Genomic DNA, 26,791 nt, shown 5'->3' on the forward strand with positions numbered 1-26,791 from the left:
CTTGGCGAACAGCCGCTGCCAGATCCCGCGCTGAGACCATCTGTTGTAGCGGTTGTAGACCGTCGTGTGCGGACCGTAAGCGGAGGGCGTGTCCTGCCAGCGGCAGCCGACCTTCAGCACATGCAGAATGCCGCTGATCACTCGCCTGTCGTCGACCCGGGGCTTGCCCGGTTGGCCGTGCGGCAGGTGCGGCTCGATCCGCCCCCAGGCTTCATCGGAGAGCCAGAACAACCGTGCCATCGCGAACCTCCTGCGCTGGAAACCCCAATCTCAGGACGAAAACACGAGCAACAGCAGTTGGTTGTATGAGTTCCCTACCTAGGGCGGCCGCCGCGCGGGCCTGTCCTGCGCGGCAGTTGACCGTGCGGCCACAGCGCCTCACCACCGGTTGAGGACAGCGGCGCGGGACGGTCATGAACAGCGAGGCGGAGGACGGGCTCATCCGGTCGGGCACACCGGTCTTCCGCCGCACGGCTCTGGCCCTGGCGGCGGCCGGCTTCTCGACCTTCGCGGTGCTCTACGCGGTCCAGCCGCTCCTGCCGATCTACGCGGAGGATTTCGGCGTGTCGCCGGCTGCGAGCAGCCTCGCCCTGTCGTTGCCCTGCGGGCTGCTGGCGGTGGCGCTGCTCGTCGTCAGCCCGCTCTCGGAGATCTGGGGGCGCAAGCCGGTGATGCTGGCCTCGCTGGTCGCCTCGGCGCTGCTCACGGTCGTGGCCGCCCTGGTCCCCGGCTGGTACGGCTTCCTGGCGCTGCGCGCGCTCACCGGGCTAACGGCCAGCGGACTCCCGGCCGTCGCCATGGCCTATCTCGCCGAGGAGATGGACGCCAAGGCTATCGGCCTGTCGATGGGCCTGCTCGTCGGCGGCAACGCGCTGGGCGGCATGTCGGGCCGCCTGATCAGCGGCGTGATGGCGGATTTCGTGAGCTGGCGCGCCGGGCTCGCGGTGATCGGCGGCCTCGCGCTCGCCGCCGCGCTGGCGTTCTGGCGCTGGCTGCCGCCCTCGCGCCGCTTCGTGCCGCGCCGGCTGGCCTGGGCGGAAGTCCCGGGCAGCTTCGCCCACCATTTCCGCGACGCCGGCCTGCCCTGGCTCTTCGCCGAGGCGTTCCTGCTGATGGGCGGCTTCGTCTGCATCTACAATTACATCGGCTTCCGCCTGCTGGACCCGCCCTACGCGCTGAGCCAGGCGGTGATCGGGATGATCTTCTCGGTCTACCTCGCCGGTATGGTCAGCAGCCCTGTCACCGGCGAGTTGGCGAGCCGCTTCGGCCGCCGCCGTGTCCTCTGGGTCGCCACCGCCGTCGGCCTGGCCGGCATCGTGATGACGCTCTCGGACCGCCTGCTGCTGATCCTGGCCGGCATCGTAGTGACGACGGTAGGCTTCTTCGGCGCCCACGCGGTCGCGAGCAGCTGGGTCGGGCGGCGGGCGCTGCGCGACAGGGCCCAGGCCTCGGCGATCTATCTCGGCCTCTACTATCTGGGCTCGTCGGTCCTCGGGACCGCGGGCGGCTGGTTCTTCGCCCATTCCGGGTGGAACGGCGTGGTGCTGTTCGTGGGCGGGCTGTACGGTCTGGCGCTGATGATCGCCCTGCGGCTGGCCCGCCTGAAGCCGCTCGCGACCTGATCCGGGAGATCCGCCGATGAACGCCCGCAGCCACGCCCGACACGTCGTCGACCAGTTCGGCGCGCAGGCCTCCGCCTACGTGACCAGCGCCGTGCACGCCGCCGGCGCCGATCTCGACCGGATCGGCGAGCGGGTCCGCGCGCGACCGGGCCTGCGGGTGCTCGACCTCGGCTGCGGCGGCGGCCACGTCGCCTTCGCGGCGGCCGCCGCTGGCGCCGCCGTCACGGCCTACGACCTGTCGGCCGACATGCTGGCGGCCGTATCAGCCGAGGCGGCCCGGCGGGGGCTCGACCGGATCGAGACCCGGCAGGGCGGCGCCGAGGCCCTGCCCTTCCCCGACGCGAGCTTCGACGCCGTCCTGACCCGCTACAGCGCCCACCACTGGCGCGACGTGCCGGCGGCCCTGGCGGAGGCGCGACGAGTGCTGCGGGCGGACGGGTTCCTCATCGTCAGCGACATCGTCGCGCCCGAGGATCCGCTGCTCGACACGCACCTGCAGGCGCTGGAGCTGCTGCGCGACCCCTCGCACGTGCGCGACTACCGGGTCTCGGAATGGCGGGCCCTGCTGGAGGCGGCCGGATTCGCGCCCGGCGACGCGACGCCGAGCCGGCCGCGCATGGAGTTCGCGAGCTGGATCGCCCGGATGCGGACGCCGGAGACCCACGTCGCGGCGATCCGGGCGCTGCAGGTCACCGCGCCGGCGGAGGTCGCGGCGCATTTCGCCATCGAGGCCGACGGCAGCTTCCTGCTCGACGCCGCGCTGATCGAGGCGCGCCCGAAGCCCGGCCGCTGATCGCTCAGGCGGCCGCGCCGGAGAGCCGGCGCGCCGCCCGCTCCCGCCCGATCAGCGGCAGCAGGCCGGCGAGGTCCGGCCCGTGCTCCAGACCGGTGAGGGCGAGTCGGAGCGGCATGAACAGGCCGCGGCCCTTGGCCCCGGTGCGGGTCCGGATCTCGGTCGTCCACGCCTTCCAGGTCTCCGGGCCGAACGGCTCGGGCGGTAGGGTCTCGCGGGCGGCCGCGATCACGGCGGGCTCGGTGAGCACCGGCTCGACGGGACCGGCCACGACCCGCCACCAGTCGGCCGCCTCCGCGACGCGCCCGAGATTGGCCCGCACCGCGACCCAGAACGCCTCTGCCCGATCCTCCGGGATCCCGAGAGCCGCGAGGCGCGCGGCCGCCTCCGCGTACGGCATGGCGTGGACCAAGCGGGCGTTGAGGCCGTCGAGCTCCGCCGGGTCGAACCGGGCCGGCGCCCGCGAGATCTCGCCGAGATCGACGAGGCCCGCGAGGGTGTCGAGGTCGGGCACCGCCCGCACCGATTCGGCCGAGCCGGTGAGCACCGCCAGCGAGCGCACCGCCGCGGGCTCGTAACCGGCCTCGCGCAGGCCGCGCAGCGACAGGTGGCCGAGGCGCTTCGACAGCCCCTCCCCGTCGGCCGTCGTCAGCAGGTTGTGGTGGCCGAAGACCGGGACGGGCGCGCCCAGGGCCTCGAAGATCTGCACCTGCACGCCGGTGTTGGTGACGTGGTCCTCGCCGCGGATGACGTGGGTGATCCCGAGATCGGCGTCGTCCACCACCGACGGCAGCGTGTAGAGGTAGCTGCCGTCGGCGCGGATCAGCACCGGGTCCGACAGGGACGCGCAGTCGACATGGGCCGGCCCGCGGACGAGGTCGTCCCAGCCGACGGTCCGCGCCTCGAGCAGGAACCGCCAGTGCGGCCGGCGGCCCTCGGCCTCCAGCGCCGCCCGCTCCTCGGCGGTCAGCTGCAGCGCCGCCCGGTCGTAGATCGGCGGCTGGCCGCGGCCGAGCTGACGCCTGCGGCGGCGCTCCAGCTCCTCCGGCGTCTCGTAGCAGGGGTAGAGCCTTCCCGCTGCGCGCAGGCGGTCGGCGGCGGCGTCGTGCTGCGCCGTGCGGTCGCTCTGCCGGGCGAACAGGTCGGGCACGATGCCGAGCCACGCGAGATCCTCGCCGATCGCCTGGGCGAAGGCCTCCGTGGAGCGCTCCGCGTCGGTGTCGTCGAGGCGCAGCAGGAAGCGGCCGCCGGTCCGGCGGGCGAACAGGGCGTTGAGCAGGGCCGGCCGGGCGTTGCCGATATGGAGATACCCGGTCGGCGAGGGTGCGAAGCGGACGAGAGTCATGGCCCGCTCTCTAGCCGATCTGCGCGGGAATGTGCGCGGGACTTCGCGATCACACCGGCCGGATGCGCCGCCCCGCGGCGCCCGCTACCCAGGACGCGGGAAACCCGGCAGAAGGGCGCGCGTGGTGCGGTGCAGGATGTGAGCGGCATGGCGACGGACGAGACGGCCGACATCGTGGTGGTCGGCGGCGGGATGGTCGGCCTCGCCAGCGCCATCGCGCTGAGGGACCGCGGGCTCGACGTGGTGCTGCTGGATCCCGGCGAGGCGCGGGCCCGGACCTCCTACGGCAATGCCGGCGTAGTCAGCCGCGGCTCGATCCTGCCGATGTCGAGCCCGGCCCTGTGGGGCAAGCTCCCGGCCTACCTGCGCAACGCCGATCGCGGCCTGCGACTGCACTACGGGCATCTCTCGCGGATCGTGCCCTACACGGCGCACTTCCTCGCCGCCGCGCGCGCCTCGCGCTGGCGCCGCGCCGCGGAGGCGCTGCTGCCGCTGACCAGCGCCGCCTATCCGGCCCACGAGCGGCTGGCGGCCCGGGCCGGGACCGGCGACCGGCTACAGCGGACGGGTTGGATCAAGGCCTACCGCACCGAAGCGGCCTTCGCGTCCGCCGCCCTCGAGCGCGAGATCCTGGCCGGGCACGGGGTCGCCTTCGACATCCTCGACACCGCGGCGCTGCGCGCGCTCGAGCCGGCGCTGGTGCGGCCCTACGCGCGGGCCATGCTGCTCACCGAGACGGGGTCGGTCCGCGAGCCCGGCCGGCTCATCGAGGCGTGCGAGGCCCTGTTCACCAGTCTCGGCGGCCGCCGCCTGCGGGGCAGCGTCGCCCGGCTGGAGCCCCAGGCGGACGGCTGGCGCGTCGATCACGACGGCGGCGCGGTGCGGGGCCGACAGGTGGTCCTCGCGGCCGGCGCCGCGTCCGGGGCGATCGCCCGGACCCTGGGCTACCGTTTCGCCGTTGCGGCCGAACGCGGCTACCACCGCCACTACGCCCTGCATCCGGACAGCCCGCCGCTGACCCGGCCGATCCTCGACACGGGCGCGGGCTCGATCCTGTCGCCGATGGGCGAGCACCGGGTCCGGGTCCTGTCCGGTGTCGAGCTCAACGCGCGCGCCGCCGCGCCCGACCACACCCAGATCGATGCGGCGTCCCGGGAGGCGGCCTCCACCCTTCGGCTCGGCGGCCCGCTGGACAACGCGCCGTGGCTCGGCTCCCGGCCGTCGACCCCCGACGGGATGCCGGTGATCGGCCGCGCCCCCCGGCACGACGGCCTGCTCTTCGCCTTCGGCCACGGCCATATCGGCCTGTCCACCGGCCCGATCACCGGCGAGATCGTCGCCGACCTCGCCACCGGCCGGGAACCGGCCGTGCCGGTCGCGGCCTTCGCGCCGGAGCGGCTCCTGCGCTGGCCGCGGCTGCTCTGAGAGCCGCCTCCCTCAGCGCCAGTCGTAGGGGTTGTAGGGCTCGAGCGCGGCCTCGACCTTCCGCAGGACGTCCGGCTGGCGCTGGAGATCGGTCTCCCGGGCGAGTGCCCGGAGGAAGGCCTGCGGGCCGTGCTCCAGGTCGCGCGTCAGCCCATTGTAGCGGTCGGCCGGCTCGACATGGGCGGGATTGACCGCGACGCGGTAAGCGAGGCCGCAGGTCGGCGGGTCGATCCCCAGGCGATAGCAGATCCGCACCCGGGCGAAGGGGACGTCCGGGCGGTAATCGACCCGGTAGCCGCCGAGACGGAAGGCGCCGCCGGTCGCGCGCTCGGCATAGGCCAGCGTCCGCGCCACCGTGGTGAAGCCGGCGGTGCGCCGGTCGCGCACGAGGTCGATCGCCGCCCGTTCCGTCGGCACGAAGGATTGCGCGCAGGCGGGGCCGGACACCAGCGCGACCAGGAGAGCGGGGACGGCGAGTCTCATGGCTTCTTCATGCAGACCGCGACGGGCTGGGCATCCTTGGCGGCCTTGGCGGTCATGTCGAGGCAGCCGACCGTGGACACGCCGTCCGTGACGGTCACCGACGGCACAACCGCCATGCCTCGGCAATAAGCGCCAATCAATTCCTCGTCACGGCGGCACGCCACGTCGAGGCGCACCTGGCTGTTCAGGGACGGTCCCGGCGGACCGGCCGGTCCGGCCGGGCCCGGGTCGCCCGCGGGGCCGCGGGCGCCGGTGGCGCCGTTCACCCCCGCCGGCCCGGCCGGCCCCGCCGGTCCCCGATCACCCTTCGCCCCTGGAGGTCCGGCCGGTCCGGGCTTCGGGGCATCGCAGGCGGCGAGCGCGAGCGCCACCGCGCCGACCACGAGCGCGATCAGGGGGGATCTCATGGGGTTCTCCGGCAGGCCTGCGCGCGGGGAACTGGCGCGCGCAGGCGGTGCGTCAACAGCGCGTCGGCGACACGCCGGCGCTATTACAACCAAAAGTAGCGGCCGTTTGATAACCCTGGTCTAGTCGATCGGATTAAGAGTTTCGCAAAAGCTTGGCGTCACATCGGATGAGATGGCTACTTCCGACTGATCTGCTCGCATATGAACAGCCGAGGACTTGTAGGAACGCAGGTCAGAGTGACGCCAGGTTGCCTCCTCGCGCGCCTCGGGCGCGACACCGGGGGCGCGGCCGCGGTGGAGTTCGCCCTGGTGGCCCTGCCCTTCCTGGCGCTGTGCGGCGCGATCATCCAGATCGTGTTCCAGATGTGGGCGACGCAGAATTTCGATCGCGCGCTCCAGAACGCGGTCCGGACGATCTTCACCGGCCAGTTCCAGCTCGACACCGCGGGCCAGACCAATCCGGCGACCGTGCTCGCGACCTTGAAGGCGCGGATGTGCGGATCGCCCGTCAGCCCCGTGCCCACCGTGTTCAACTGCCAGAACGTCAAGATCGACGTCGCGACCTCGAGCAGCTTCGCGAGCGCGACCGCGAACAAGCCGATCGACACCGCCACGGGCACGTGGAGCACGAGTTTCGGCTCCAACTACAAATGCGCTTCGCCCGGCACGATCGTGATCGTCACCGCGGCGGTGCCGTTCCCGACCTTCTTCAACCTGATGGGCCTCAACACGAAGCAGTTCACCAGCGGCTCCGCGGAGGGATCGAGCCTGCTGACCTCCACGGCGGTGTTCCGCACCGAGCCCTACCAGATCGTCGGAGCGAGCCCGTGCCCGTCCTCACCGTCCTGACCCGGCGGGCGGCACGGCTCCGGCACGACAGGCGCGGCGGCGCGGCCGTCGAGTTCGCCGTCATCCTGCCGATCCTGCTCGCGATCTGGGCGGGCATGACCGAGGTGACGCACGCCATCGACGAGTGGCGCAAGCTGACGCAGCTCGGCCGCACCGTGGCGGACCTGACGGCGCAGGGCGACACACAGAACCCGATCAGCACCACCGTGATGAACGACATCCTCGCCTCCGCCACGGCGGTGATGCGCCCGTTCGACACGTCGAAGGTCAAGATCGTGGTCAGCGCGATGGGCACCGACGCGAAGGACCCGAGCGGTCCCCCTGTGGTCTGCTCCAGCGTCGCCAACACCAACGGGACCGCGCGGAGCCCGGGCCCCGCGCCCAGCCTGACCGTGCCGGACGGCTATCGGATGCCGGGCATGCGCTACGTGCTGGCTGAGGTCAGCATCAGCTACACGCCGATGATCGGGAGCGCGCTGGTCAAGCTCGCCAAGGGCGTGAGCAACACGATCACGTTCACCAGCAGCGCGCCGTGGCCGACCCGCGGCGGCCAGGCCTACGGCACCAGCACCTACACGGAAGTCGTCCTGCCGGACGACAAACAATCGAACTGCGATGGCACGAAGATCGTTCGCAAAACCTGACGGCCGCCCCGAGCGGCGCCGCGACATCCTGCGCGACCGCGGCGGCAACGTCGCCCTGCTGTTCGCGTTCCTGAGCGTGCCGATGGTGATGGTCGGCGGCGCGGCGATCGATTACGGCTTCGCCACGCGGCTGGAGACGAAGCTCCAGGCCGCGGCCGACGCCACGGCGCTGCTGCTCTGCCAGACGCCGCTGACGACGTCCGAAACCGAACTCAACGCCCTGGCGCAGACGACGATGACCGGTGCCATGGGGGCGGCGAGCCTCGTGGTCGACCGGCTGGCCATCACCAGCAGCCCGCGCAAGATCACGCTGACCGCTCACAAGCAGTCGACGACCTTCTTCGGCGGCCTGACCGGGACCCAGCGCATCAACCCGGGCGCCGTCTCGCAATGCGCCACGCCGCTGCCGAAGACTTTCGAGATCGCGCTCGTGCTCGACAACACGGGCTCGATGGCCGCCTCGAGCGGGGGACAGTCGAAGCTCCAGGCCGTCCAGACGGCCGCGACCGACTTCGTCAACTACGTCTACACCAGCCCGGCCTTCTCCAGCGCCAGCAAGATCTCTATCGTGCCGTTCGCCGCGTCTGTGGCTGTCAATCCAGCCACCTATCGTTACGCGACCTGGATCGATCAAGCTGCGCAATCCAGCTATCACTGGCTCAACGTCAACGGCCTTCAGGGCACGGGCATCACCAATCGCTTCGACATCTTCTCGAAGTTGCAGGCGGCCAACTCCGGCTGGGCCTGGGCGGGATGCCTCGAAACACTGCCCTATCCCCTGAACGTTCAAGACGGCGCACCGACCGCGAGCAACAAGGATTCTTATTATCTCCCGCTCTTCGCCCCAGACGAGCCGGGTGACGGCTCGTCGGAATATAGCGAATACTCGACCAAAAACTCATCGAGTATCAGCTTCAACAGCTATATCGACGATTATACGAACAGTCCCGATTGCCCCAAGCCGACCCGGGACACGTCATTCTCGACGGCCGAGGGGCGTGCATGCAAGTATCTCAGCCCCCGCGATCCGTCGCCCACCTCGCGAAACCGCTACACGGGTATTCCCAACGGGCCGAATTTCGGCTGCACGACCCAGCCGCTTCAGCGACTGACCAGTGATACCACCACGCTCAAGAACCTGATTAACCTGATGGTAGCCTCAGGCTCGACCAATATTCATGAAGGTTTCATGTGGGGATGGCGCACGCTTTCCCCGAACAGCGTGTTCGCAGACGGCGCGCGCTACTCCTCGAACAGCGCCAATTCCGACCTCAGCACGATCAACAAGATCATGATCCTCATGACAGACGGGGAAAATACCTGGCCCGTAAATTCGAACCCGTCCTACAATAAATCCATGTACTTTCCCTTCGGCTATTTTACGAACGCCGATGGATCGAACCCGAATTCGCGGCTTCCGCCCAGCAATCAAAATATTTCGAATGCCCGCACAGCGCGGGATGCGCTCGACAAACTGACAGCCCTCGCGTGCAGCAACGCGAAGACAAATAATATATCGATCTACACGATCGGCTTCAGCGTCCCGGCGGATCCGATCGACTCGGCCGGCCAGACGCTGCTGCGGAACTGCGCCTCGTCACCGGACCAGTTCTACCTCGCCAACTCGTCCGATGACCTGATCAAGGCCTTCAAGTCGATCCAGGCCAGCATCGGCGCGCTGCGGCTGACTCAGTAGGCGCCGCGCCGGCGCTGCGCGGGATCCGGCGCGCGGCCCGGACCCGGTCAGTCGTCGCGGTAGACGCGCTCGCGGCGCTCGTGCCGCTCCTGCGCCTCGAGGGACAGGGTGGCGATCGGGCGCGCGTCGAGGCGGCGCAGGGAGATCGGCTCGCCGGTCTCCTCGCAGAACCCGTAGGATCCGTCCTCGATTCGGGCCAGCGCCGCGTCGATCTTGCCGGTGAGCTTGCGCTGGCGGTCCCGCGCCCGCAGCTCGATCGCCCGGTCCGTCTCGGAGGACGCGCGGTCGGCGAGGTCGGGGTGGTTCTCGTTCTCGCTCTGCAGAGCCACCAGCGTATCCTGCGCCTCGCGCAGGATGTCGTTCTTCCAGCTCAGCAGCTTGCGCCGAAAATATTCGCGCTGCCGGTCGTTCATGAAGGGCTCGTCGTCGGACGGGACGTAGCCGTCCTCCAGCTGCACCTTCGCCATGCGTCACCCTCGCTGGATGGTAAACCGCCCACCAGGGGATGGCCGGTGTGCGGCGATAACGTGAGGTGCCGTATAGTCGAGGTGCCTCATCGCCACAACGCACACGGATGCAGGGGCTGTAACTGGCTGTCACTGCATCGCCGCGTGCGGCAAACAGGCCACGGTACAGATGTTTTACGCTGTCATCTGGTCCGCAACCGTACGATCGCCTCGGCGATCTCGGTCTTCAGGCTCCGGGCGATCGGCAGCCTGTAATGGGTCTGGTCGAAGAACTGGTCGGGATCGGCCGCCGCGGGGCGGCCGTCGCGCCAGTCGACCACCGTGCTGAGCGCGTGGGTCGCCAGCACCGTGCGCACCTCGGCCCGGCAGGCCGCCTCGGCCCGCGCCCGAGGGCTGCCGGGCGGCGGCTCGCCGCGGGCGTAGACCGGCGGGAACACCACCACGACCGGCGTCTCCGCCGGGATCCGGGTCAGCTCGGCGCGCAGGCGCGCCGCGATCGGGAACGGCCCGCCGTGCCGCGGCTCCTGCTCGGGCCCGACCGGCTTCTCCAGCGCCGCCTTCTTGGCGGGATCGACGCCGAAGCCCTGGCTCAGGTAGTTGCGCTCGTAATCCCACCAGCCGTCGGCCGCGGCGGTCTTGCGGCGCGGGTTCAGGAGCCAGCCGATGCGGTTGACCGTCTCCTGCGCGGCCGAGAAGCGGATCAGCCCGCGCAGGTAGGCGGGCCAGTCGCCCACGAGCCAGTAGGGAAAGCCGTGCTCGCTCGGGAAGGACGGGTCGTCCGCGCACCAGAACGCGTCGGCCGAGAGCACGATCGCGGCGGGGCGGGCGTGGTGCTGCAGGTACCATCCCAGCAAGGCGAACTGCTCGGACGGGCCGGTGGCCGGCACCGAGAGCTGGAGGAACGGGATGCCGGTGAGCCGGGTCAGTGCCGCCGGCTCGATGAGTTGGATGTGCGAGTTGCCGATCACCACGCCCGCATAGGCCGGATCGCGGCCGCGGACGGCCGAGGCCGTGCGGGGCCCCTGCGGCCGCACGGCCCCCCGGGACAGCAGCGTCGAGCGGCCGGTATCGTAGGGGTCGACCAGCACCGCGAGGGCCAGGTAGCCCGCGAAGAGGCCGACCATCGACAAGGCCAGGGTGCGGGCGAAGCCGCGCCAGTCCCTGTCGGTCGTGGGGGGTGCGGGCGCCATCCTCAGAACTGGAAGTAGATGAACTCGTAGTTCGCATCGTCGCCGATCTTCAGCAGGACGAGCACGAACAGCAGCGCGAAGCCGAAGGCGAGGAGCCGGCGCGGCGGCAGCCGGTGCACCGCGTTCCAGGCGGTGGGCCCGACCGTCGCGACCAGGGCGGCGATGGCGATGGTGCGCCACTTGAAGCCGGAGCCCTTCGGCGCGAGCCCGAAGAGTCCTTTGAAGATCGCGAGGGCCGCTTCGAAGCTCGTCGCGCGGAACAGAACCCAGGTCAGCACGACGAACAGGCTGGTGAGCACCCAGCCCAGCGGCGCGGGGATCGCGATCCGGGCCCGGCGCGCCAGGACACCGGCCCCGAGGCCGATCCCGTGCAGCGCCCCCCAGGCGAGGAAGGTCAGGCCGGCCCCGTGCCAGAGGCCGCCGAGCGTCATCGTGGCGACGAGCGCCCCGACCTGCCGCGGCAGCCCGCGGCGGTTCCCGCCCATCGGGATGTAGAGGTAGTCGCGCAGGAAGCGCGACAGGGTCATGTGCCAGCGCCGCCAGAAGTCGCGGAGCGACGTGGCGCGGTACGGCGCGTCGAAGTTCTGCGGCAGGACGAGGCCGAACAGCAGCGCGATACCCAGCGCCATGTCGGTGTAGCCGGAGAAGTCGAAGTAGATCTGGAAGGTGAAGCCGAGCGTCGCCTGCCACGCCTCGACCACCGTGACGGCCTTGCCGGCAGCGGCGGCTTGGAACACCGGGTTCACGTATTCCGCGAGCGGATCGCCGAGGAACACCTTCTTGGCGAGGCCGACGGTCAGCAGCATCAGCCCGCGGGCGAAGCGCTCGGCGGCGTCGGGCCGCGCGTAGGGCGCCTCGTCGAACTGGTGCATGATCTCGCTCCAGCGCACGAGCGGGCCGGCGAGAACCTGCGGGAAGAACGCGATGTAGAGGGCGTATTTCACGAGCCCGAAGCCCGGCGCCCGGCCGGCCCGCAGGTCGGCGAGATACATGATGTGGTGGAAGGTGAAGAACGAGATGCCGAGCGGCAGGGCGAGGCCGAGCCGCCGCGCCTCCAGGCCGGGGATCAGGTTGGCGAGGTCGGCCGCGAAGTCGAGGTACTTCAACACGCCGAGCAGCGCGAGGTTGGCGGCGATCGCCGTCGGGATCAGCCAGCGGCCGGGCCACCGGCGGTAGGCGCGCGCCACGCACCAGTTCGCCAGGATCGAGCCGGCCAGCAGCGGCACGAACCGGACGTCCCACCAGCCATAGAACACGAAGGACAGGGCGACGAGGAGCGGCAGCCGCCACGCGGGGGCGGCGCGCGCCACCAGCCCGTGCAGGATCAGCGCGGCCGGCAGGAAGGCGAGGAGGAAGACGAAGGAGTTGAACAGCATCGGGCGAGGCGGCGCGGAGGAGCCCGGATGGGCCGCCGTTGTCTCCGAGCGGGAGGGATCGCCTTGTCGAGGATCAAGGCCAGCCCGTCAATCGTCGCAGAGGCTGCGCGCCCGGCCGGGCGCGGCCTCACGCTCCGCGGCTGGCCGCCTCGATGGTCAGGCCCAGCCCCACCGAGCCGAACGTGTCGCCCTCCACCACCCGGGCGGCCGGCAGCGCGGCCGTCAGCGCGGCGCGCAGGTGCGGCAGGCCGGTGGAGCCGCCGGTGAGGAACAGGGCGTCGACCCGGTCGGCCGTCAGTTCCGCCTGCGCGAGGCAGCGCGCGATCCGGGCCGCGACGGCGCGGGCGAGGTCCCCCGTCTGGGCGGACAGGGTCGCGCGATCCACCGAGACCGCGAGCCCGGGCTCCAGGAGGCCGAGGTCGAGGAGGGTCGCGTCCTGTGCGGACGCCGCGATCTTGGCGCTCTCCACCGCCCCGGCCAGGGCGTGACCGCGCTCGCCCTCCACCGCCTCGCGCAGCCGCGCGAGCAGGTCGGGCCGGGCGCCGTCGCGGATGACCTCATCGATCTCGCGCAGGGTCTTCTGATTGTAGAGGCGGTTGATCGCCGACCACGTGGCGAGGTCGTGGTAGTAGGCGTTCGGCACCGCGAGGTCGGCGCGGCGCATCGGGCTTCCGAGGCCCAGGAGCGGCATCACCGTGCCGAGGCTGAGCTGTCGGTCGAAATCGGTGCCGCCGATGCGCACGCCGTCGTTGGCCAGGATGTCGCCGGCCCGGTCCGGCCGCCCCCGCCGCTCCGGCGCGAGGCGCACGATGGAGAAGTCCGAGGTGCCGCCGCCGATGTCGGCGACGAGGGCGATCTCCTCCGCGCGGACCTGGCGCTCGTAGTCGAGCGCCGCGGCGATCGGCTCGTACTGGAACGAGACCTCCCGGAAGCCGACGTCGCGGGCGATGTCGCGCAGCGTGTCCTCCGCGCGGCGATCCGCCTCCGGGTCGCCGTCGACGAAGTGGACCGGGCGGCCGTGGACCACCGTGTCGAGGCTCTGGCCGCTGGCGGCCTCCGCCCGCGCCTTCACGGCGGTGAGGTAGTGGGCGATGACGTCGCGCAGGCGCAGCCGCTGGCGGCCGACCGGGGTCGCCTCATCCATGAGCGGCGTGCCGAGCACGGATTTCAGCCCGCGCATCAGCCGGCCGGACCGGCCCTCGACATAGGCCGCCGTGGCGGCCCGGCCGATGATCGGCTCCCGTCCGAGCTCGAAGAAGATCGCGCTCGGGATTGTCCGGTGCGCGCCCTCCAGGGGCAGCAGCGTCGGGCCGTCCGGGCCGATATGCCCGAGCGTGGTGTTCGACGTGCCGAAATCGAGGCCGCAGGCCGCCATCGTGTCGTGGATCCGAGACTGAAGAGAAGGGCCGTGGGCCTACAGGGCCGCCATGCCGGGGTCCAGGGCGGAAGAGCGGGGCCCGGGGCTCCCGGACGGGGGTTGACGGCCCGATCGCGCACCGGCGGCGGAGCCACGCCTCGGACCGACGCCCGCATCCGGCCCACACGCGGCCCATATGCGGGAAGCGTGGACAGTGCCGCGGCGGCACACCCGGACCCGCCGGGCCGTGCTATGAGGCCCCATGCGTTCCGACATCGATCTCGGCCTGACCGGCGAGCGCCCCGCGCTCCTCGACCTCACCGAACTGCTCGCCACGCGGCTCCTGGTTCAGGGCAATTCCGGGTCCGGCAAATCGCACCTGCTGCGGCGGCTGCTCGAGCAGAGCGCTGGCCTCGTGCAGCAGGCGATCATCGATCCGGAGGGCGACTTCGCCAGCCTCGCCGACCGCTACGGCCACGTCGTGGTGGAGGCCGACGGCGACGACGTCGCCCTGCAGCGGATCGCCGCCCGCGTGCGGACCCACCGGGTCTCGGTGGTGCTGTCGCTGGAGAATCTCGACGCCGACGGCCAGATGCGGGCCGCCGCCGCCTTCCTGGGCGGCCTGTTCGACGCCGACCGCGACCATTGGTACCCGATGCTGGTGGCCGTGGACGAGGCGCAGCTCTTCGCGCCCGCGGCCGCCGGCGAGGTCTCGGACGAGGCCAGGCGCCTGTCGCTCGGCGCGATGACCAACCTCATGTGCCGCGGTCGCAAGCGCGGGCTCGCCGGCATCATCGCCACGCAGCGCCTCGCCAAGCTCGCCAAGAACGTCGCGGCCGAGGCCTCGAACTTCCTGATGGGCCGGACCTTCCTCGACATCGACATGGCACGCGCCGCCGACCTCCTCGGGCTGGAGCGCCGGCAGGCCGAAACGTTCCGCGACCTGCCGCGCGGGCATTTCGTGGCCCTGGGACCGGCCCTGTCCCGGCGCCCGCTCACCATCGCGGTCGGGCCGACCCAGACTGTGAGCCGGAGTTCCTCGCCGGTCCTCGTGCCCCTGCCCGACGCCCTGGAGGATGCCCGCGCGCTGATCCTCACGGCGAGCCCCGCCGAGACCGTCGCGCCGCTGGCGCCGCGGCCGAAGCCGCGCGCCGCGCCGGCGCCAGACGTGCTCGTCCAGCTCGCCAATTACCGTCCGCCGGCTCCGGCGGAGGAGCCGGAGGAGGAACCCATGGACCCGGAGGCCCGCGAGGCGGCGCTCGCCGAGGTGCTGGCCTCCGTGCTGGCGGATGCCGACGCCGCCGCCTGCACTCCCGCCACGCTCTACCAGGACTTCACGGTCCGCTGCCGGATCCGGCGCCTGCGCGGCGACACGATGGGTCTGCCCGAGTTCAAGCGGCGCCTCGCCGTCGCGCGGGCCGAGGCCGGCGGCGCGGTCGCGGACAATTCCGGCTGGGAGCAGGCCCAGGCGATCGCGGCCGGCCTGCCGGACGACCTCGCCGGCCTGTTCCTCGTGGTCGCTCGGGCCGCCATCGAGGGCGCCCCCTGCCCCACCGACACCGTGCTGGCCGAGGCCTACGGCACCAGCTCGGGCGGCCGGGCGCGGCGGATGCTGGCCTATCTCGAGGAGCGCGGCGCCATCGTCACCCGCAAGGACCTGCGCGGCGCACCGATCATCGCGGTGCCGGATCTCGGCGTCGAGACCGGACCGGGCGAGCCGCAGATGTTGCCGACGGGTCCGAAGCGGCGGGCGGTGTAGCGGGCGGGGTAGCGGGATCGGGCGCTCGCCGGGCGCGGTACCGGGATGCGCCCGGGGTCAGGTGCGGAAGCCCGGTCAGACGCGCCGGGCCATCTCCAGCTTGGCGAGTTCCACCGCGGCGCGCAGTTCGATCTCGGCCATCAGGCCGTCGAGCCGGGGATCCCCCGAGAGGCCGGCACGCTCGTTCAGGCGGCCGGCGATGGCGCGCAGATCCTGCGGCGCGACGCGGCCGCCGAGCAGTGCCGCCTTCAGCCGGTCGAGGCCGTCGAGGAGGTCCTGGCCGCGCTGGGCGGAGCGCCGGCGCCGCTCCTGGGGCGTGTCGGCCTCGGCCTGGAGAAGCAGGACCGCGTCGAGCCCGGCGAGCGTCGCGGCGGCGGCCGGCGCGCCGGCAGACGTCGTCGACGACGGGGCCGCGCCGAGGCTGAAGGCTGCGCCGCCCTCGGGCTTCCGGGCGGACGCGACACCGCCGGCGCTCTGGATCGGCTGGCGAGTCTCGACACGCATGATCCGGTTCGCGTTGCTCCAAGCGCCCCCGCGCAGAACCGGAAATTCGGCCGCCAGGGTTAAGCGCGGGTAAACAAGCCGGCAGAAGCTGCCGGGTCGGCAGGTTCGGTGCCGGCACCGCCAGGCGCAGGGCCAGACCTGGCACGGGAAAAAATTGTTTTCTTCAATGGCTTGCATAGATCGGGCGGCTGGCACGACCCTGGCAGGATGGGGGCAGGTTTGTCACGGTCGAAACACGGCATGCGCCCGCGTCACGCGTTCAGTCCTCTCCAGTCTCTCTCGGTCGCCCTCGCGGGCGCCCTGCTTCTCGCCGCGCTGTCCGTGCCGGCGCTCGCCCTGTCGCGCGTCAAGGATCTCGCCTCCATCGAGGGCGTTCGCCAGAACCAGCTCGTCGGCTACGGCATCGTGGTCGGCCTCAACGGAACCGGCGACACGCTGAACAACATCCCATTCACCAAGCAGTCGCTCCAGGCCATGCTGGAGCGCCTCGGCGTCAACACCCGCGGCGCCACGATGCGCACGCAGAACCTCGCCGCCGTGATGGTGACCGCGAGCCTGCCGCCCTTCGCCGCGCAGGGCACCCGGATCGACGTGACGGTCTCGTCGCTGGGCGACGCCAAGTCCCTCCAGGGCGGCACCCTGCTGGTGACGCCGCTGCTCGGCGCCGACGGCGAGGTCTACGCCCTGGCGCAGGGCTCGGTGGCGATCGCCGGCTTCGCCGCCGAGGGCGATGCCGCGAAGATCACCCGGGGCGTGCCGACCAACGGCCGGATTTCCAACGGCGCCAATATCGAGCGCGAGATCGCCTTCAAGCTGAACGACGCCCGCTCGCTGCGTCTGTCGCTGCGCAACCCGGATTTCACCACCTCGAAGCGGATCGCCGCGGCGATCAACGACTTCATGGGCGCCGACACCGCCGAGCCCACCGACCCGGCCACCGTCACGATCCAGATCCCGTCCCGCTACAATGGCAACATGATCCGCCTCATCACCGAGGTGGAGCAGCTGAAGGTGGAGCCCGACCAGACTGCCCGGGTCGTGGTCGACGAGCGCTCCGGCATCATCGTCATGGGCCGGGACGTGCGCGTGTCGACGGTGGCCATCGCCCAGGGCAACCTCACCGTCACCATCACCGAGCAGCCGCAGGTCAGCCAGCCGGCGCCGTTCTCCGACGGACGCACCGTCGTGGTGCCGCGCACGGGGGTGAAGGTCGATACCGGGGACGGAAACAAGCTCGCCCTGGTGAAGGAGGGTGTCAGCCTGCGCGAGTTGGTCGACGGTCTCAACGCCCTGGGCGTCGGCCCGCGGGATCTCATCTCGATCCTCCAGGCGATCAAGGCCGCGGGCGCGCTCCAGGCCGATATCGAGCTGATGTGACCGAACGGACGCGAAGGGACGATCCATGCTGCAACTCGCCAGTCTCGCGGCCAGCGCCGCCGCCAGCGTCGGAACCTCGGTGGCCGGGAGCGCCGTCGACGGGATCATCAAGACCGCCAACAAGGCCAAGGCCTTGAAGACGGCGACCGAGTTCGAATCGATGTTCCTGGAGAACAGCCTCGACCGGCTGACCCAGTCGGAGGGCACCGACGGGCCGCTCGGCGAGAACGGGACCGGCGGCGGTGTCTACCGCTCGATGCTGACCAAGGAATACGCGAAGCAGATCGTGAAGAGCGGCGGAGTCGGCATCGCCGATTCGGTTTTCCGTGAGATCATGAAGATGCAGGGCGCGGCGAGCGAGGGAGCGATCCATGCAAAGGGCTGAACCGCTGCGCGTCGGGGACCGGATCACCGCCGAGGCCCTGGTGGCGGGCGTGCTCGGCAACATGGCCGCGCTGGAAGCCGTGCTCGCCGAAGAGGCGGCCTACGTCCGGGAAGGGCGACTGCAGGAGGGCGTCGCCGCGGCCGAGCCGAAGGCCGCGCTGGCCGCAGCCTACATGCAGGGTCTCGAGGTCGCGAAGGCGAACGCCGTCGCACTGAAGCGCTTCCATCCCGACGGGGTCGAGGCCCTGCGCACCGCCCATCGGCGGTTCACCGCGGCCGTGGAGGCGAACCAGACGGTGCTCGCCAGCGCCAAGACCGTCTCGGAAGGGCTGATCAAGACCCTGGCGGAGGAGATCGGCCGGGCACAGCTCCCCTCCGGCTACGGGCGGCAGACGCCAGCGCCGTCCCCGTACGGCCGCGGCGTGCGCAGCGGGCCGCTGGTCCTCTCGCGCAACCTCTAGGGCCCGCCCGGACGGCGGCCGGCGCCGATCCGGACGTAGGTCCGCACCTCGCCGAGATCGGTGTCGACGCGGTTGTCGACCGCGATGCGGCCGGCGACAACTGGCGCTGCCGCGACGCCGCTCCCCGCGGCCAGATCCGCCCCCGCGACGACGCGGCCCGAGACGCGAAGGCAGCTGCCGCTCCCCGGCAGCCGCGCGAAGCCCTGGCCCTTGGACGGGCACGGCACCGGCCCCGGGATCACGGGCAGATCCCGCAGGTCGAGGGCCTCGGCCGGGCCAGCGCCGGCCACGATCGCCGCGAGGGCAGCGCAGACCGGGATCCGGCCGCGCATCTCAGGCGGCCTGGCGGGCGAGATCTCGGTGGAGCAGGTCGATGTAGTGCTCGACCTCGCCGACGAACCCGTCGAGGTCGGGCTCGTGGATGCGCAGGCGGGCGAGGTCGCGCAGCAGGATGTCGAGGGCGATGGCGCGCTCTTCGGGATGCGCGTAGCCCGCGACGTAGGTGTCGACGGCCTGCTCGACCAGGACGATCGCGCCGCTACGCGGGACGGCTCCCAGGCGGAGGACGAGTTCGATGGGTCCGGACAGCGCCATGCCGACCTCTCCTCAATCGAATGACGGCGCGTGGGCGCGACCACACGCTGCGCTTCATTCCCGGAAAGCGGCAAGACTATGGTGAACCCGACACGTCGCGAGATTTTTCGAGCGTCAGGCGCGCGTTGACCGGTCTCGGCGATCAGCTCAGCTGATGTAGTTCACGAGGGAGAGCTTCGAGAGCGTCGCGGTCACCTGATAGCTGGCCTGGAGCCGGTTCTGCACGTCGAGCAGCTTGGTGATGACCTCCTCGGGGGAGATCTGCTCGATCCCGTCCAGGGTGTTCTGGACGGTGTTCTGGAGCGCCTTGTTGGTCGTGCCGGCATTCGAGAGCCGCGTCGACGCGACGGTGAGCTGCGTGACCGTGTCCTGGACGCTGGGGGTCTGGTTGGCGGACGAGAGCAGGCTGCCGGCCTTCGTCGCCACCGTCTGGTAGGTGTTGTAGGTGTTGGCGTCGTTCGTGGTGGGCAGGCCGAAGGCCATGGTCGCCAGGCCGGCGAGCACGTTCTGGACCGCGGGATCGTTGGCGCGGGCGCCCGTCCCGACGCTCCCGGTCGCGCTCACCTGGACCGACTGCGTGTCGATCGCCGAGGTCGGCTGTGGCACTGCCGGCGGCGCGGGCTGCGTGTAGGTGTTCTCGCCCTGGTACCACAGCACCGTGTCCTGGGGCGTGGCCGCCCTGTAGCCGACCGGGGTGGTGCCATCGTACAGGATGCGCTGCGGCATGACGCCCGACCCCGACGGGCCGCCTTCCGCCGCGCCGGAGAAGAAGTTCGACGCGGTCGCCGCGGTGGCGTTCACCGCCAGCGTGCTGTTGGCCGCACCGGTGAGCGCGTTGCTCAGCGTCGCCGACAAGTTGGCCATCGTCTGGGCGGGCGTCGAGCCGATGGCGAAGTTGGTGATCGATTTCGGGTCCGCGCTCGTCGCGGCCGTGAGCGTGATCGTCGTGGAGGTGCCGTCGGCCATCTTCAGCGCGAACGACACGGTATCGCCGGCGCTCGGCTGCGTCGTCATGCTGAGGCTGAAGCCGCCCGGGCTCGTAGCCGTGCCCGCCGTGTAGGTCGCGCCGATCGCCGAGCCGGTCGTGGTCGGCGCGCCCGCCAGGGTGAAGCCGAATTGCCCTCGGGTCAGGTTGTTCGACTCTTCGGTGACCTGCACGCTCGTGGCCGGGCTGGCCAGAGTCTGCGTCAGGCGGCCGTTGCCCCCCGCGCCGAGCTCGGCGGTGACCCGCTGAGAGATCAGGGTCGAGAGGCCGTCGAGCGTGTTGCCGCTCGCGTCGGTCGTGCCGTTGAGGATCTTGCTCGAATCGACCACCGGCTGGGTCGTGGTGTCGGTGCCGCCGAACAGGTAGTTGCCCGCCGCCGATTCGTTGAGCGTGTCGAGCGCCGTCTGCAAGTTGGCCAGCGCCGTCGACCGGCCGGAGACCGAGTTCGCCGCCACGCTCTGCAGGCCATTCTGGAGCATCGTCCCGGTGGAGGTGCCGAGGGTCGCAACCTGCGTCAGGCTTGTGACCGCGAGGTCGGTCCGGGTCTGCGCGGCGGTGATTCCGGCGGCGTAGCCGGAGAGCGCGCTCAGGGTGGCCTGCGCGGACAGAGCCGTCGACCGCCCGGAGCCGAGGCCGCCATAGGTCTGCGAGACCTGACCGCTCGAGAGCTGGTTGGTCAGGTCGTTGAGCTGGCTCTTCAGCGCCTGGAGCTGCGAGGCGTTGCGGTTGGTGATGTAGGAGCCGGCCGCGAAGGGCGTGATCGTCGTCATGATCAGATCTGCAGCAGCTGGTTGAGCATGTCGCGGGCCGCGGTGAGCACCCGGGCGTTGGCGCCGTACGCGGTCTGCAGGGCGATCAGGTTCGACATCTCCTGGTCGATGTTGACGCCCGCCCCGGCGGAGAACCGGCTCTGCGCGGTGGAGAGCGCCGTCTGTTGGGTGGCGTCGAGGGCCGCGGCGTTCGACGCGTTGGCCCCCTGCGTGGACACGATGTCCTGCGCGAAGCCGGTCACGGTGGCGCTGTAGGGGGCCGAGACGCCGCCGATGCCGCTCGACGACGAGAAGGTCTGCTGGTTCGCGGTGAGCGCCGTGAACAGCTTCTGGGCGCGCGCGCCGGACGCGCTCGGATCCGTGGCGCTCGTCGCCGTCAGCGCGGCGGTGTTGCCCGCCAGCGCGCCGTTGACCGTGATGCGCTGGGCGAAACCGGTGAGCTGCGAGCCGCCGTCGAACGTGCCGGTGTAGAGCTTGTTGCCCGTACCGTCGACGAACATCGCGATCGACGGGTTGCCGGTGTTCAGGTCCGACGCCGAGACGGCCGTGACGCTGGCGCTCGCCGCGCCGGCGACCTTGCCGGCCGCCCCCAGCGTCAGCGTCGCGCTGGTGGCGGTCGAGGAGACCGGACTCGCCGACAGTGTCGGCAGCTTGTAGGTGCTGCCGGAGGCGTTGAACGTGGCGAAGGCGGACTGGATCGCCGCCGCGTAGGTGCCGGGCCCGCCGCTGGCATTGAAGGTCAGCGTGAGGCCGCTGGCATCCGTGGTCTGCGCGGCGGGCACGACCGCGCCGCTGGAGGTCGCGGACGCCACCAGCGTCACGTTGCGCACGGCCCCGGTGTTGTCGGTGACCGGGAAGGTGATCGTGTTCCCGGGCTGCATCGTCGAGACGCTGATCTGCGTGTCGGTCCCGCTGTACGTCCCGGTGGTCGCGGTATTCGTGAGCGCCTTCGAGAGGCCGGCCGCGAGATCGTCGAGCTGCCGCTGCGCCTGCGGCAGGGTCTGGTCGCGCATCTCGATCTCGGCGGCGAGGCTGCCGGACCGCAGCACGCCGGGGGCGCCGAGGTCGATCTTGCCGCCGCCCGGCAGCGTCGCGGTGATGGTTCCGACCGTCCGCTGGGCGGGGTCGGTCGAGTAGCTCGCGGTGGGGCTGAGCACGCCGCGTCCGTCGAAGGTCAGGGTCGCGGCGTTCCCGCGGTCGACCAGCGTCACCCCCGACTGGGTCATGACCGAGACCGTGCCGTCGCGCTGCTGGACCGTCTGCACGTCCATGTAGCTCGACAGGCTGTTGATCGCCTGGTCGCGCTGGTCCTGAAGATCGGTCAGCGAGGTGCTGTCAGTGGTGTTCTGGATCTTGCCGTTGAGCGTCGCGATGTTGGACAGGATGGTGCTCGCCGCGCTCGTGTCGGTGCCGAGCTGCGACTCGAGGCCGGTGCGCAGATTCTGCACCGTTCCGGCGGCGCTGTTGATGAGGCTCGCGACGGCCGCGGCATTGCCCAGCACCGTCGTGCGAGCGGCCGCCGAGGTCGGGTTCGCGGCGAGTTCCTGGAGCGATTGGGTGAAGGTGTTCAGCGTCCCGTCGAGGGAGGTGGAGCTGCCGGGCACGCCGTAGAGGGCGTCGAGCTGGGCGGCGATGCCGGACTTGGTGCCCGTGTAGGCGGCGCCCGAGGTCTCCAGCCGGAGCTGGTTCAGCGCCGCGGCGTCGAAGCTGCGGGTGATCGTGCCGGCGGCCACGCCGGAATTGTTCGTCCCGGTGGCGACCGTCGAGAGCGTGCGCTTGACGTAGCCCGCCGTCCCGGCATTGGCGACGTTCTGCGAGACGATGTTGATCGCCGCCTGGGTGGCGGCGAGGCCTGCGCTCGAGGTGGAGATCGCATTCAGCGACATGTCACGGCCTCCGAGGCTCGAATCGCACCCTCACTCAGCGGATCACGTTGAGCAGATCAGACATCATCGTCTGGGCCGTCGACATGACGCGCGTGTTCGCAGAGTAAGCCTGCTGGGTTACGATCATCTTAGAGAATTCGGTCGCAATGTCGGTGTTCGATTGCTCGTTGCTCGCGCCCGAGATCGTGCTGCCGTTGAGGCCCGCGAGCGGAGGCCCCGAATCGACCGTCTGGAGATAGTTCCCGTTCGTATCGGCCTTCAGGCCGTCGGCATTGGCGAACTGGACGACGCCGACCGAGGCGAGAGCCACGACCGAACCGTTGGAGAAGGTGCCGTTGACCTTGCCGTCCGGACCGACGGCCACGCTTGTGAGCGTCCCGGAGCTGTTGCCGTTCTGCGTCAGCGCGTTGGTCGTCGCCGCACCGGTCGTGTCGGCATACTGCGTCAGGCCTGAGGCGCTGAGATTCATGTTGAGGCTGGGGAATATGTAGTCACCCATGGTGATCGGCCCCAGCGGGATCGGGTTCGTCGAGGGCGAGGTGAGCTTCCCGGTGGAATCGAAGGTGAAGGCCGTGCCCACGTTGTTCCAGTCGGACGTCGTGAGCGCGCTCGGGTTGGTGGAGTAGTACAGGTTCCACACGGCCGGCTGAGCCGGCGTGGTCGTCGCGTCCTGGACCTTGGCCCAGCGGGTCGTCAGCGTGAGCGGCGCGCCGGTCGACGTGTAGACCGGCAGCGACGGGCCGGCGATGCTGTTGCTCATGAAGGTCGAGACGGCACCGGTCTGGGTCGAATCGACCTTGACGCCGGTCTGCCCCGATCCGGAGGTCACGACGGCCGCGGTATTCTGATTGTAGAGATCGGATCCCGACGTCGCCGAGGCCGACGTGCTCGGCGTCGAGGGCAGGTTGGCGGCGTAGGTGATCGTCGTGGTGGCCTGCGCCGGCAGCGCCGAGTTGCCGATCTTGATCGGACCGATGCTGGTCGTCTGACCGGTGATCGGATCGAGGTTGGATCCAGTCAGGTATCCGCCGGCGCCGTTGACCAGATAGCCGTCCTTGTCCTGGGCGAAATCGCCCCGGCGCGTGTACAGGCTCGTGCCGCCGAACGATGTGGCGCCGTTCGCGTCTCCGGTCTTCTGCACGACGGTGAAGAAGCCCTGGCCGTTGATGGCCATGTTGGTGGGCACGCTCGACGAGACCACGTTGCCGGCCAGGGTGTTGGTGAGCTGCGATTGGGGCAGCACCGAACCCGCGACCTCGCGGCCCGGCGTCTTCTCGGACATCAGGTCGACGAAGCTGGTGTCGATGCGCTTGTAGCCAGTCGTCTGCGAGTTCGCGATGTTCCCGGAGATGTTGCTGATGGCGTAGGACTGCGCCTGGAGTCCGGAGACCGAGGTCTGCAGGGCGGTGAAAAGATCCATGGCGAACGATCCCGATGCGCGCCGCACTGGCCCGCAGGCCGGTCCGGCCGCAACCGGCGTGCCATGGCTAAGTCCTTGAGAATCCTGGACCGGATTGTCGACGACCCGGCAGTGTTGACCGGTCATGGCCGCGCGCCCGGCAGATCCTGCCGGGTCGGTCCCGCGGGCGCGGAGATCCGGACCGGAAGTCCCATCCGCCGCGTTTACGCGGTGTTATTCGACACGCGCGAAGATGCCGCCGGGCCGGGGCCACGCGCGGTGCGTCCTGTCTGGAAGCGCTGAACGGGTACGGATTGCGGATCTCGGGATCATGCGGGCGAAACGGACAAGCCTCGTCCACATCATCTACTTCTCGCGTCTCAACCTGTCGTCGGACGCGGCGAAGAGGTCCGAGCAGATCAGCGATATCGGTCGCATCGCTCAGAAGAAGAACGAGTTCGCGGTGATCACGAGCTTTCTGGTCATCGAGGGGAACTTCGCCTGCCAGGTCATCGAGGGCGAGCGCACATCCGTGCACGAGACCTTCGACCGGGTGAGTGCCGACAGCCGGCACCGCGAGGTCCAGATCAGCGAGTGGCGGGAGATCACCAAGCGCGAGTTCGTCCACTCGTTCAAGAGCGCGCAGCGCACGGCCGGGAACGACACGCTGTTCGCCAAGGCCAACCTGCTCCCGATGCTCCAGCGCGGAACGCCGAAGGCGTCCGCGATACACGGGCTGTGCCTGTCGCTGCAGTCCGACGCGATGTCCCGTCAGGGCATCGACCACCTCTTCATCTGAGCCGCCGATGTCCGAGAGCGATACGCCCCCGATTCTCATCGTCGACGATCAGGAGAAGCTCCTGCGGCTGATCGTGATGCTGATGACCCGCATCGGCTTCCCGGACGTCGAGGGCGTCACCAACGCGCCCGAGGCGCTGGAGCGGATGCGGCAGCGCCGCTACGCCCTGGTGATCTCCGATCTCGACATGGAGCCCATGGACGGGCTCACCCTGCTGCGCGAGATCCGCGCCGACGACGCGCTGATGAACACGCCCTTCATGCTCACCGAGTCGTCCTTCGACTTCGAGGACATCAACCTCGCCCACCAGGCGGGCGCGGACGCCTTCATCCTCAAGCCGTTCGACATGGCGGTGCTGAAGACCAAGCTGAAGCAGGTCCTCAACCGCAAGCCGCGCAAGCGCGAGGCGCCGATCGCGTCCGAATCGACCCTGAGCGTCGAATTCCCGATGCTCGGCAAGTTCTGACGCCGCGCACCCCTCGCGGGCCCGGCGACGCGGAGGCGCCGCCGAAGCGCGTCACGCCGCCCGCTTCTGGTAATCCTTCACGTCGGTGAAGCGCACGGCCGGGTAGCGCTCCTCCTCGTAGCGGAGCGAGAAGGCCGTGGTCGCCATGAAGACCGGGGCGCCGTCGAGGTCCTTGGCCATGGCCGAGCCGTGCGAGTCGATGAACTTGTCGAGCTCGGCCTCCGAATCGGACGACACCCAGCGGCAGACCGAGAATCGCGAGGTCTCGTAATCCACCGGCAGGCCGTACTCGGCCTGGAGCCGCTCCTTCAGCACGTCGAGCTGCAGCGCGCCGACCACGCCGACGATCGCCTGGCTGCCGTCCTGCGGCACGAACACCTGGACGACGCCCTCCTCGCCCATCTGCTGGAGCGCCTCGCGCAGCTTCTTGGCCTTCATGGCGTCGGTGAGCTTGATCCGGCGCAGGATCTCCGGCGCGAAGCTCGGGACACCCCGGAACACGATATCCTCGCCCTCGGTGAGCGTGTCGCCGATCCGCAGCGTGCCGTGGTTCGGGATGCCGACCACGTCGCCGGCATAGGCCTCGTCGGCGATGGCACGGTCCTGGGCGAAGAAGAATTGCGGCGCCGAGAGCGAGATCGGCTTGCCGGTGCGCACCAGCCGGGCCTTCATGCCTCGGTTGAGCTTGCCCGAGCAGACCCGCATGAACGCGATCCGGTCCCGGTGATTCGGGTCCATGTTCGCCTGGATCTTGAACACGAAGCCGGTCATCCGCGGCTCGGTCGGCTCGACGAGGCGCTTGTCGGCGTCCTGGCCCCGCGGCGGCGGCGCCACCTTGGCGAGACCGTCGATCAGGTCCCGCACGCCGAAATTGCGCAGCGCCGAGCCGAAGAAGACCGGCGTCAGGTGCCCCTCGCGGAACGCGTCGAGGTCGAACGGCTTCAGGCCGCCCTCGGCGAGTTCGACCTCCTCGCGCCACGCGTCGGCGGCGCCGTCCTCGGTGAGCAATTCGTCGAACAGCTTGTCGCCGGGACCCGAGACCGGGACCATCCCCGCATCCTCGGCGGCGTCGAGGCGGCGGACACGGTTGCCGCCGAGCTCGTAAGTACCGGAGAAGTTGCGGCCGGTGCCGATCGGCCACGTGACCGGGGCGACGTCGAGGGCCAGCGTCTTCTCGATCTCGTCCAGAAGCTCGAACGGGTCGCGCGCCTCGCGGTCGAGCTTGTTGACGAACGTGACGATCGGGATGTCGCGCAGGCGGCAGACCTCGAACAGCTTGCGCGTGCGCGCCTCGATGCCCTTCGCGGCGTCGATCACCATGACGGCCGAATCGACCGCCGTCAGCGTCCGGTAGGTGTCCTCCGAGAAGTCCTCGTGGCCTGGCGTGTCGAGGAGGTTGAAGACGCAGTCGCCGTACTCGAAGGTCATCACCGAGGTGACCACCGAGATGCCGCGCTCCTTCTCGATGCCCATCCAGTCGGAGCGGGTCGAGACCCGGTTGCGCTTGGCCTTCACCTCGCCGGCGAGCTGGATCGCGCCCCCGAACAGCAGCAGCTTCTCGGTGAGCGTGGTCTTGCCCGCGTCGGGGTGGGAGATGATCGCGAAGGTGCGCCGCCGCGACACCGGATCGGCCGGCCTCGCCTCGGTCTTGGTCTGCATCAGCATGGAGCGAACGCCCTGGGTCGGCGGAACGTGGTGGTGCGCGGCGCGGCACTCGCGCGGTCTCGGGATCGTGTAGCGGCAAGCCCCGATA

General features: G+C 70.5%; 27 protein-coding genes. 12 read left to right on the top strand and 15 right to left on the bottom strand.

Going from position 1 to position 26,791, the window contains the following annotated elements; translation table 11 throughout:
* Nucleotides 1-240, bottom strand: a 240-nt coding sequence (locus tag BLW78_RS09445; protein WP_139307691.1) for a transposase, incomplete at its 3' end; no start/stop codon positions are given.
* A gap of 173 nt (nucleotides 241-413) precedes the next feature.
* On the opposite strand from BLW78_RS09445, the gene BLW78_RS09450 reads away from it, so the two are divergent.
* Together BLW78_RS09450 and BLW78_RS09455 are read left to right on the top strand one after the other, a co-directional pair.
* Nucleotides 414-1,622 (top strand): MFS transporter, encoded by a 1,209-nt coding sequence (locus BLW78_RS09450; protein ID WP_091678910.1) that lies wholly within the window; start codon nucleotides 414-416, stop codon nucleotides 1,620-1,622.
* 16 nt (nucleotides 1,623-1,638) lie between these two features.
* Nucleotides 1,639-2,415, top strand: coding sequence for a class I SAM-dependent methyltransferase (locus BLW78_RS09455; protein WP_091678913.1), 777 nt, complete (start codon nucleotides 1,639-1,641; stop codon nucleotides 2,413-2,415).
* 4 nt (nucleotides 2,416-2,419) lie between these two features.
* Here the strand turns inward: BLW78_RS09455 and BLW78_RS09460 are convergent, their stop codons facing one another.
* Nucleotides 2,420-3,760 carry a glutamate--tRNA ligase gene (locus tag BLW78_RS09460; protein WP_091678915.1) on the bottom strand — a complete coding sequence of 447 codons (1,341 nt, stop codon included), beginning with the start codon at nucleotides 3,758-3,760 and terminating at the stop codon, nucleotides 2,420-2,422.
* A 147-nt stretch (nucleotides 3,761-3,907) separates the two neighbouring features.
* On the opposite strand from BLW78_RS09460, the gene BLW78_RS09465 reads away from it, so the two are divergent.
* Nucleotides 3,908-5,185: an NAD(P)/FAD-dependent oxidoreductase gene (locus BLW78_RS09465; protein WP_091678918.1), complete on the top strand. Its 1,278-nt coding sequence runs from the start codon at nucleotides 3,908-3,910 to the stop codon at nucleotides 5,183-5,185.
* A gap of 12 nt (nucleotides 5,186-5,197) precedes the next feature.
* On the opposite strand, the gene BLW78_RS09470 is transcribed toward BLW78_RS09465, so the two are convergent.
* Nucleotides 5,198-5,668 carry a hypothetical protein gene (locus BLW78_RS09470; RefSeq protein ID WP_091678920.1) on the bottom strand — a complete coding sequence of 157 codons (471 nt, stop codon included), beginning with the start codon at nucleotides 5,666-5,668 and terminating at the stop codon, nucleotides 5,198-5,200.
* Nucleotides 5,665-6,075, bottom strand: a complete 411-nt coding sequence (locus BLW78_RS09475) for a hypothetical protein (RefSeq protein WP_020092918.1) — start codon at nucleotides 6,073-6,075, stop codon at nucleotides 5,665-5,667. The genes BLW78_RS09470 and BLW78_RS09475 overlap by 4 nt, the downstream gene beginning before the upstream one ends.
* A gap of 237 nt (nucleotides 6,076-6,312) precedes the next feature.
* On the opposite strand from BLW78_RS09475, the gene BLW78_RS09480 reads away from it, so the two are divergent.
* Genes BLW78_RS09480 through BLW78_RS09490 form a run of 3 tightly spaced genes read left to right on the top strand, consistent with a single transcriptional unit; the run spans nucleotide 6,313 to nucleotide 9,264 of the window.
* Nucleotides 6,313-6,924: a TadE/TadG family type IV pilus assembly protein gene (locus BLW78_RS09480; RefSeq protein ID WP_056531937.1), complete on the top strand. Its 612-nt coding sequence runs from the start codon at nucleotides 6,313-6,315 to the stop codon at nucleotides 6,922-6,924.
* Nucleotides 6,903-7,568 (top strand): TadE/TadG family type IV pilus assembly protein, encoded by a 666-nt coding sequence (locus BLW78_RS09485; RefSeq protein WP_020092920.1) that lies wholly within the window; start codon nucleotides 6,903-6,905, stop codon nucleotides 7,566-7,568. The genes BLW78_RS09480 and BLW78_RS09485 overlap by 22 nt, the downstream gene beginning before the upstream one ends.
* Complete coding sequence (locus tag BLW78_RS09490) at nucleotides 7,540-9,264, top strand: pilus assembly protein TadG-related protein (RefSeq protein ID WP_091678923.1); 1,725 nt, start codon at nucleotides 7,540-7,542, stop codon at nucleotides 9,262-9,264. Before BLW78_RS09485 ends, BLW78_RS09490 begins: the two co-directional genes overlap by 29 nt.
* Nucleotides 9,265-9,311: 47 nt before the next feature.
* Here BLW78_RS09490 and dksA read toward each other — a convergent pair whose 3' ends face one another.
* The 4 genes from dksA to BLW78_RS09510 form a co-directional block, all read right to left on the bottom strand.
* On the bottom strand, nucleotides 9,312-9,731 hold the full coding sequence (gene dksA, locus BLW78_RS09495; protein WP_012322444.1) for an RNA polymerase-binding protein DksA: 420 nt from the start codon (nucleotides 9,729-9,731) through the stop codon (nucleotides 9,312-9,314).
* A gap of 182 nt (nucleotides 9,732-9,913) precedes the next feature.
* Entirely contained in the window at nucleotides 9,914-10,921 is a 1,008-nt protein-coding gene (locus BLW78_RS09500) for a hypothetical protein (protein WP_091678926.1), read from the bottom strand.
* Between the two features lie 2 nt (nucleotides 10,922-10,923).
* Nucleotides 10,924-12,297, bottom strand: a complete 1,374-nt coding sequence (locus BLW78_RS09505; RefSeq protein WP_091678929.1) for an MBOAT family O-acyltransferase — start codon at nucleotides 12,295-12,297, stop codon at nucleotides 10,924-10,926.
* Nucleotides 12,298-12,424: 127 nt separating this feature from the next.
* Entirely contained in the window at nucleotides 12,425-13,672 is a 1,248-nt protein-coding gene (locus BLW78_RS09510) for an Hsp70 family protein (RefSeq protein WP_091678931.1), read from the bottom strand.
* Between the two features lie 244 nt (nucleotides 13,673-13,916).
* Between BLW78_RS09510 and BLW78_RS09515 the strand changes: the two genes are divergently transcribed.
* On the top strand, nucleotides 13,917-15,413 hold the full coding sequence (locus tag BLW78_RS09515; protein ID WP_091678934.1) for a helicase HerA domain-containing protein: 1,497 nt from the start codon (nucleotides 13,917-13,919) through the stop codon (nucleotides 15,411-15,413).
* Between the two features lie 75 nt (nucleotides 15,414-15,488).
* Here BLW78_RS09515 and BLW78_RS09520 read toward each other — a convergent pair whose 3' ends face one another.
* A complete protein-coding gene (locus tag BLW78_RS09520) occupies nucleotides 15,489-15,917 on the bottom strand; it encodes a flagellar assembly protein FliX (RefSeq protein ID WP_020092926.1) in 429 nt (142 codons plus the stop codon).
* A 240-nt stretch (nucleotides 15,918-16,157) separates the two neighbouring features.
* On the opposite strand from BLW78_RS09520, the gene BLW78_RS09525 reads away from it, so the two are divergent.
* Genes BLW78_RS09525 through BLW78_RS09535 form a run of 3 tightly spaced genes read left to right on the top strand, consistent with a single transcriptional unit; the run spans nucleotide 16,158 to nucleotide 18,139 of the window.
* The gene (locus tag BLW78_RS09525; RefSeq protein WP_091678937.1) at nucleotides 16,158-17,294 is read left to right on the top strand and encodes a flagellar basal body P-ring protein FlgI; all 1,137 of its coding nucleotides are present in this window, start codon (nucleotides 16,158-16,160) and stop codon (nucleotides 17,292-17,294) included.
* A 25-nt stretch (nucleotides 17,295-17,319) separates the two neighbouring features.
* A complete protein-coding gene (locus BLW78_RS09530) occupies nucleotides 17,320-17,679 on the top strand; it encodes a rod-binding protein (RefSeq protein WP_020092928.1) in 360 nt (119 codons plus the stop codon).
* Nucleotides 17,666-18,139, top strand: coding sequence for a hypothetical protein (locus BLW78_RS09535; RefSeq protein WP_020092929.1), 474 nt, complete (start codon nucleotides 17,666-17,668; stop codon nucleotides 18,137-18,139). The genes BLW78_RS09530 and BLW78_RS09535 overlap by 14 nt, the downstream gene beginning before the upstream one ends.
* Here the strand turns inward: BLW78_RS09535 and BLW78_RS09540 are convergent.
* The 5 genes from BLW78_RS09540 to BLW78_RS09560 all read right to left on the bottom strand — a co-directional run bounded on the left by BLW78_RS09540 (nucleotide 18,136) and on the right by BLW78_RS09560 (nucleotide 23,794).
* Nucleotides 18,136-18,471 (bottom strand): porin family protein, encoded by a 336-nt coding sequence (locus tag BLW78_RS09540; RefSeq protein WP_091678940.1) that lies wholly within the window; start codon nucleotides 18,469-18,471, stop codon nucleotides 18,136-18,138. The genes BLW78_RS09535 and BLW78_RS09540 overlap by 4 nt on opposite strands.
* A 1-nt stretch (nucleotide 18,472) precedes the next feature.
* Entirely contained in the window at nucleotides 18,473-18,733 is a 261-nt protein-coding gene (locus BLW78_RS09545; protein WP_091678943.1) for a hypothetical protein, read from the bottom strand.
* Between the two features lie 147 nt (nucleotides 18,734-18,880).
* Complete coding sequence (locus tag BLW78_RS09550; RefSeq protein ID WP_091678945.1) at nucleotides 18,881-20,488, bottom strand: flagellin; 1,608 nt, start codon at nucleotides 20,486-20,488, stop codon at nucleotides 18,881-18,883.
* A gap of 2 nt (nucleotides 20,489-20,490) precedes the next feature.
* Nucleotides 20,491-22,374, bottom strand: a complete 1,884-nt coding sequence (gene flgK, locus BLW78_RS09555; RefSeq protein WP_091678948.1) for a flagellar hook-associated protein FlgK — start codon at nucleotides 22,372-22,374, stop codon at nucleotides 20,491-20,493.
* A gap of 34 nt (nucleotides 22,375-22,408) precedes the next feature.
* Nucleotides 22,409-23,794 carry a flagellar hook protein FlgE gene (locus BLW78_RS09560; protein WP_091678950.1) on the bottom strand — a complete coding sequence of 462 codons (1,386 nt, stop codon included), beginning with the start codon at nucleotides 23,792-23,794 and terminating at the stop codon, nucleotides 22,409-22,411.
* Nucleotides 23,795-24,104: 310 nt separating this feature from the next.
* Between BLW78_RS09560 and BLW78_RS09565 the strand changes: the two genes are divergently transcribed.
* Both BLW78_RS09565 and BLW78_RS09570 read left to right on the top strand, forming a co-directional pair.
* A complete protein-coding gene (locus tag BLW78_RS09565) occupies nucleotides 24,105-24,572 on the top strand; it encodes a BLUF domain-containing protein (RefSeq protein WP_020092935.1) in 468 nt (155 codons plus the stop codon).
* Between the two features lie 7 nt (nucleotides 24,573-24,579).
* Nucleotides 24,580-25,038, top strand: a complete 459-nt coding sequence (locus tag BLW78_RS09570) for a response regulator (RefSeq protein WP_020092936.1) — start codon at nucleotides 24,580-24,582, stop codon at nucleotides 25,036-25,038.
* A 51-nt stretch (nucleotides 25,039-25,089) separates the two neighbouring features.
* Here BLW78_RS09570 and BLW78_RS09575 read toward each other — a convergent pair whose 3' ends face one another.
* Nucleotides 25,090-26,703: a peptide chain release factor 3 gene (locus BLW78_RS09575; protein ID WP_056531911.1), complete on the bottom strand. Its 1,614-nt coding sequence runs from the start codon at nucleotides 26,701-26,703 to the stop codon at nucleotides 25,090-25,092.
* Between the last annotated feature and the right edge of the window lie 88 nt (nucleotides 26,704-26,791).

This window comes from Methylobacterium sp. 275MFSha3.1 (assembly GCF_900108435.1).
Taxonomy (GTDB): Bacteria; Pseudomonadota; Alphaproteobacteria; order Rhizobiales; family Beijerinckiaceae; genus Methylobacterium.